The 6,377-nt window shown below is 73.2% G+C and carries 5 protein-coding genes; all 5 read left to right on the forward strand.

All coding sequences use genetic code 11. The annotated features are described in order from the left end of the window. Positions 1-175: 175 nt before the first annotated feature. The 5 genes from AC3WUG_RS19150 to AC3WUG_RS19170 all read left to right on the forward strand — a co-directional run bounded on the left by AC3WUG_RS19150 (position 176) and on the right by AC3WUG_RS19170 (position 6,098). Entirely contained in the window at positions 176-1,756 is a 1,581-nt protein-coding gene (locus tag AC3WUG_RS19150) for an ABC transporter ATP-binding protein (RefSeq protein WP_492329125.1), read from the forward strand. After that, positions 1,753-3,036 (forward strand): ABC transporter permease, encoded by a 1,284-nt coding sequence (locus tag AC3WUG_RS19155; RefSeq protein ID WP_492329126.1) that lies wholly within the window; start codon positions 1,753-1,755, stop codon positions 3,034-3,036. The genes AC3WUG_RS19150 and AC3WUG_RS19155 overlap by 4 nt, the downstream gene beginning before the upstream one ends. Then, entirely contained in the window at positions 3,033-4,313 is a 1,281-nt protein-coding gene (locus tag AC3WUG_RS19160; RefSeq protein WP_492329127.1) for an ABC transporter permease, read from the forward strand. The genes AC3WUG_RS19155 and AC3WUG_RS19160 overlap by 4 nt, the downstream gene beginning before the upstream one ends. An 82-nt stretch (positions 4,314-4,395) precedes the next feature. Next, a complete protein-coding gene (locus tag AC3WUG_RS19165; RefSeq protein ID WP_492329128.1) occupies positions 4,396-4,809 on the forward strand; it encodes a cytidine deaminase in 414 nt (137 codons plus the stop codon). Further along, a complete protein-coding gene (locus tag AC3WUG_RS19170) occupies positions 4,806-6,098 on the forward strand; it encodes a thymidine phosphorylase (RefSeq protein WP_492329129.1) in 1,293 nt (430 codons plus the stop codon). Before AC3WUG_RS19165 ends, AC3WUG_RS19170 begins: the two co-directional genes overlap by 4 nt. Positions 6,099-6,377: the final 279 nt, after the last annotated feature.

Here is a 6,377-nt window from a genome sequence, read left to right on the forward strand (position 1 = left end):
CCCCCCCCCCCCCCCCCCCCCCCCCCCCCCCCCCCCCCCCCCCCCCCCCCCCCCCCCCCCCCCCCCCCCCCCACCGCTGCGTTCACCCGCGCACCCGGGACCTTGCGGCTGTCTCCGGCCGTCCGGTTTGGCCTAGTGTGCGCAGCGACACGATCGACCGAAGGAGCATTCCCACGTGAAGCTCGAGCTGCGGGGGATCACCAAGCGTTTCGGCGCCCTGGTGGCGAACGACCACATCGACCTGGTGGTCGAGCCCGGCGAGATCCACGCGCTGCTGGGCGAGAACGGTGCCGGCAAGAGCACCCTCATGAACGTGCTGTACGGGTTCTACGACCCGGACGAGGGCCAGATCCTCGTCGACGGGCGGCCGGTGGAGTTCGCCGGCCCGGGCGACGCGATGGCCGCGGGCATCGGCATGGTGCACCAGCACTTCATGCTGGTCCCGGTCTTCACCGTCGCGGAGAACGTCGTCCTCGGGTACGAGCCCGTCAAGGGCGGCGGCATGCTCGACCTGACCGCGGCGCGCCGCCGCGTCAAGGAGATCTCCGACCGGTTCGGGTTCGACGTCGACCCCGACGCCCTGGTCGAGGACCTCCCGGTCGGCGCGCAGCAGCGCGTCGAGATCATCAAGGCGCTGTCGCGGGACGCGAAGGTCCTGATCCTCGACGAGCCCACCGCGGTGCTGACGCCGCAGGAGACCGACGAGCTCATCGCGATCATGCGGCAGCTCAAGGCGGCGGGCACGTCCATCGTCTTCATCACCCACAAGCTCCGTGAGGTCCGCGCCGTCGCGGACCGGATCACGGTCATCCGCCGCGGACAGGTCGTCGGCAGCGCCCGGCCCGACGCCGCCGAGACCGAGCTGGCCTCGCTCATGGTCGGCCGGTCCGTCTCGCTCGGCGTCGACCGCGCGCCCGCGCAGGCAGGCGAGGTCGCCCTGCAGGTGCGGAACCTCTCCGTGCTCGACGAGGCCGGCGTGCGCCAGGTCGACGACGTGTCGTTCGACGTCGCCCGCGGCGAGATCGTCGCGGTCGCCGGCGTGCAGGGCAACGGCCAGACCGAGCTCACCGAGGTCATCCTCGGCCTGGAGCAGCCGGTCGCCGGGTCCGTCGTGCTCGACGGCACCGAGCTGGTCGGCCGCACGGTCAAGCAGGTGCTCGACGCCGGGGTCGGGTTCGTCCCCGAGGACCGGACCGAGGACGGCGTCGTCGCCGACTTCTCGGTCGCCGAGAACCTCATCCTCGACCTGTACGACCGCGCGCCGTTCGCCCGCGGCATCTCCCTGGACCCCAAGCGGGTCCAGGAGAACGCCGAGCGCCGGACCGTCGAGTTCGACGTCCGCACGCCGTCGACCGAGGCGCACGCCGGCACGCTGTCCGGCGGCAACCAGCAGAAGGTCGTCCTGGCCCGCGAGATGTCCCGCCCGCTGCGGCTGTTCATCGCGTCCCAGCCCACCCGCGGCCTCGACGTCGGGTCCATCGAGTTCGTGCACAAGCGGATCGTGCAGGAGCGGGACTCCGGCACCCCGGTCATCATCGTCTCGACCGAGCTCGACGAGGTGCTCGCCCTGGCGGACCGGATCGTCGTCATGTACCGCGGCCGGATCGTCGGCATCGTCCCCGGGGGCACCGACCGCGACGTGCTCGGCCTCATGATGGCCGGCGTCCCGCAGGCCGAGGCCGTGCAGCAGGCCGCGACCCACCACACCGTGCTCGGCGAGGCCGACATCGAGGCCTCCGAGGAGGAGAGCAAGTGAGCCAGGCGACCCCCGCCCCCGAGCAGCCGCCGGCCGGGTCCACCGCCCCGGCGCGCCGCGACGACGGCCTCGAGCAGCGCGCCCAGGGCGCGCTCCGCGAGATGCTGGAGAGCAGCTGGCTGGTGACGCTCGCCGCCCTCGTGCTCGCGCTCGTCATCTCCGGCGTGCTGATCGCGGCCGCGGACAGCGCCGTGCAGGACGCCGCGGGGTACTTCTTCGCGCGGCCGGCGGACTTCTTCTCCGCGGCGTGGGACGCCGTCTGGGGCGCGTACGTGGCCCTGTTCCAGGGCGCCGTCTTCGACCCGGGCGCCGCGACGTTCGCCCGCGGGATCCGCCCGATCACCGAGACCATGACCTGGTCCGTCCCGCTGATCCTCGCGGGCCTCGGCCTGGGCATCGGCTTCCGGGCCGGCATGTTCAACATCGGTGCGCAGGGCCAGATCATCCTCGGCGCGATCTTCGCCGGCTACATCGGGTTCGCCTGGGACCTGCCCCCGGTGCTGCACCTGCTGCTCGCCGTGATCGGCGGCGTCATCGGCGGCGGCCTGTGGGCGGGCATCGCCGGCTACCTCAAGGCCCGCACCGGCGCCAACGAGGTGATCGTCACGATCATGCTCAACAACATCGCGATCTACCTGGTGGGCTACCTGCTGACCACGTCCGCGTTCAAGCGCGGCGACAGCAACAACCCGGTGTCCCCGCCGATCGCCGAGAACGCGCTGTACCCGCAGCTGCTCGGGCCGCAGTTCCGGCTGCACCTCGGCTTCGTCGTCGCGATCCTCGCCGCCGTGTTCGTGTGGTGGCTGATGAACCGGTCGACGATCGGGTTCGCGTTCCGCGCGGTCGGGTCCAACCCGAGCGCCGCCCGCACCGCGGGGATCAACGTCAACCGCATGTACCTGCTGGTGATGCTCGTGGCGGGCGGCCTGGCCGGCATGGCGGGCACCGCGCAGGTGCTCGGCACCGAGAAGGTGCTCACCGCCGGCATCGCGGCCAGCTTCGGGTTCGACGCGATCACGGTCGCGCTGCTCGGCCGGTCCAAGCCGCTCGGCACCTTCTTCGCCGGCCTGCTGTTCGGCGCCCTGCGCGCCGGCGGGTTCGCGATGCAGTCCCGCACCGGCACGCCGATCGACATCGTGCTCGTCGTCCAGTCGCTCGTCGTGCTGTTCATCGCGGCGCCCCCGCTGGTGCGCGCGGTGTTCCGTCTCCCGTCCCCCCGCGGCCCCGGCGCCCAGCCGGCCGAGCTCGCCGCGCCCGTCGTCAAGGAGGCCGCCGCGTGAGCGCCGTCGCCGCCCCCGCCCCCGCGCGCGCCGCGGCCGGCAAGCCGCTGCCGCCGATCTCGTACAAGGCGCCGATCGCGTACGGCGCGGTCGCCGCGGTCGCGCTGCTGCTGTTCGGGATCATGCCCGCCTCGGGCCGGGAGACCTCGTTCACCATGTTCGCGCCGGGGGAGAACATCGCGTTCTCCGTCCCGTCCAAGCTCACCGCGATCGTGCTCTGCCTGATCGCCCTGGGGCTCGCGGCTTGGTCGTTCCAGGCGGCGCGGACCCGCCGCAAGGTCGGCGTCTGGCTGCCCGCCGTCTACGCGGTCGCGCTCGTGTTCGCCCTGCTCACGTGGGCCGTGGCGGGCAAGGCGCAGCCGCTGCCCCTCACGAGCCTGCTGCAGGGGTCGCTGTTCCTCGCGGTGCCGCTGGTGTTCGGCGCCCTCGCCGGCCTGGTCAGCGAGCGGTCCGGCATCATCAACATCGCGATCGAGGGGCAGCTGCTCGCCGGCGCGTTCCTCGCCGCCGTGGTCGCGACCATCACGTCCAGCGCCTACGTCGGGCTCATCGCCGCGCCGATCGCCGGTGCTCTGGTGTCGGCCCTGCTCGTCGCGTTCGCGATCAAGTACGTGGTGGACCAGATCATCGTGGGCGTCGTGCTCAACGTGCTGGTCGTGGGCATCACGAGCTACCTGTTCTCCACCGTGCTCAAGGAGAACGCCGACACGCTGAACGCGCCGCCGCGCCTGCCGACGCTCGCGATCCCGGGGCTGTCGGACATCCCGATCATCGGGCCGGTGCTGTTCCGGCAGACGATCCTCGTGTACCTCATGTACGTCGTGGTGATCGTGCTGCAGGTCCTCGTGTTCCGGAGCCGGTGGGGCCTGCGCATGCGGGCGGTCGGCGAGCACCCGAAGGCCGCCGACACCGTCGGCATCAAGGTCAACCGCACCCGCGTGTGGAACACCCTGCTGGGCGGCGCCATCGCCGGCCTCGGCGGCGCGTTCTTCACGGTCGCGAACGGCCTGGCGTTCGGCAAGGAGATGACCGGCGGGAAGGGCTTCATCGCCCTCGCCGCGATGATCCTCGGACGCTGGAGCCCGAAGGGCGCGCTCGCCGCGGCCCTGCTGTTCGGCTTCGCGGACAACCTGCAGGTGGTGCTCGGCATCATCGGCACGCCGATCCCGAGCCAGATCATGCTGATGACCCCGTACGTCGTGACGATCTTCGCCGTGGCCGGCCTGGTCGGCCGCGTGCGGGCGCCCGCCGCCGAGGGCATCGCCTACGTCAAGTGACGCGCGCAGCGGCCGTCGACCCCCGTCGGGTCGGCGGCCGTTCGTGCTGGTGGGACCTGCGGGTCCCGGGAGGAGCCGACCGATGACCACCACCCCCGAGATCGACTGGGACGCGCTGCGCGCCGCCGCCACCGAGGTGATGCACCGCGCGTACGTCCCGTACTCGAAGTTCCCCGTCGGCGTCGCCGCGCTGGTGGACGACGGCCGCGTGGTCGTCGGCTGCAACGTGGAGAACGCCTCCTACGGCCTGACCCTGTGCGCCGAGTGCGCCCTGGTGTCCGGCCTGCACGTGTCCGGCGGCGGGCGCCTCGTGGCGTTCGCGTGCGTGGACGCCCACGAGAACGCCCTCATGCCGTGCGGCCGCTGCCGCCAGCTCCTCTGGGAGCACGGGGGCCCCGACCTGCTCGTCGACACGGTGAGCGGGATCAAGCCGATGACCGAGGTGCTGCCGGACGCGTTCGGGCCGGCCGACCTGGTCGAGAGGAAGTCGCAGTGAGCACCGAGAAGTTCGACGCCGTCGACGTCATCGTCGCCAAGCGCGACGGCCACCGCCTGACCGACGCGCAGATCGACTGGGTCATCGACGCGTACACCCGCGGCGTCGTGGCCGAGGAGCAGATGTCCGCCCTCAACATGGCGATCCTGCTCAACGGCATGGACCGCGCGGAGATCTCGCGGTGGACCGCGGCGATGATCGCCTCCGGCGAGCGGATGGACTTCTCCGGCCTGCGCCGGCCCACCGCCGACAAGCACTCCACCGGCGGCGTCGGCGACAAGATCACCCTGCCGCTCGCCCCGCTGGTGGCCGTGTTCGACGTCGCGGTCCCGCAGCTGTCCGGCCGCGGCCTCGGCCACACCGGCGGCACGCTCGACAAGCTCGAGTCCATCCCCGGCTGGCGCGCGGCGCTGTCGAACGACGAGATGATGGCGCAGCTCGACGGCCCCGGCGCCGTGATCTGCCAGGCCGGCTCGGGCCTCGCGCCCGCCGACCGCAAGCTCTACGCCCTGCGCGACGTCACCGGCACCGTCGAGGCGATCCCGCTGATCGCGTCGTCGATCATGAGCAAGAAGATCGCCGAGGGCACCGGCGCGCTGGTGCTCGACGTCAAGGTCGGCTCCGGCGCGTTCATGAAGGACCTGGACCGCGCCCGCGAGCTCGCGCGCACCATGGTCGACCTGGGCACCGACGCCGGCGTGAACACCGTCGCGCTGCTCACCGACATGTCGACGCCGCTCGGCCTCACGGCGGGCAACGCGCTCGAGGTCCGGGAGTCGCTCGAGGTGCTCGCCGGCGGCGGGCCGTCCGACGTCGTCGAGCTCACGGTGGCGCTGGCCGAGGAGATGCTGGCCGCCGCGGGTCGCCCCGGCGAGGACGTGCGGGCCGCGCTGACGGACGGCCGCGCGATGGACGTCTGGCGCCGGATGATCGAGGCGCAGGGCGGCGACGCCGGTGCCACGCTCCCGGTCGCGCGGCACACCGAGCAGGTCCTCGCGCCCGCCGACGGCGTGCTGACCCGGCTCGACGCGTACGCGGTGGGCATCGCGGCGTGGCGCCTCGGCGCCGGCCGCGCGCGCAAGGAGGACCCGGTGCAGGCCGGGGCGGGCGTCGAGCTGCACGCGAAGCCGGGCGACACCGTGCGCGCGGGCCAGCCGCTGCTCACCCTGCACACGGACACCCCGGAGCGGTTCGAGCGCGCGAAGGAGGCCCTGAAGGGCGGCTTCGACGTCGCCGCCGAGGCCGCGGCGCCGACCCCGCTGGTCCTGGACCGCATCGCGGCGTCCTGACGCGCCCGAGGCAGCCCCTCGCCGAGTCTCCACCTCCGGCCTCCGGCGGGCGGCGCGGACGGAGGCCGACAATGGAGACCCGGCGGACGAGGGGAGCGGGGCGTGGGCGCGCGGGCGGGATGGCGCAGGGGGCAGCTGACGACGGTGCTGCGGGCGGTGCGCGGGCGGGTGGTGCCGCCGGCGCCGGGTAGCCCGGCGCCGTCCCGCGTCGACGCCGTGGCGGTCGCCGCGTCCGCGGCCCGGGGCTGTCTCTTCTCCACATCTGACGCTGCCGACGAA

Source organism: Cellulomonas sp. EB106-03-03-XG116, from assembly GCF_058792015.1.

Coding starts and splice junctions, on each gene's coding strand:
- AC3WUG_RS19165 (WP_492329128.1), top strand. CDS start 4,396: ATGACCACCACCCCCGAGATCGACTGGGACGCGCTGCGCGCCGCCGCC.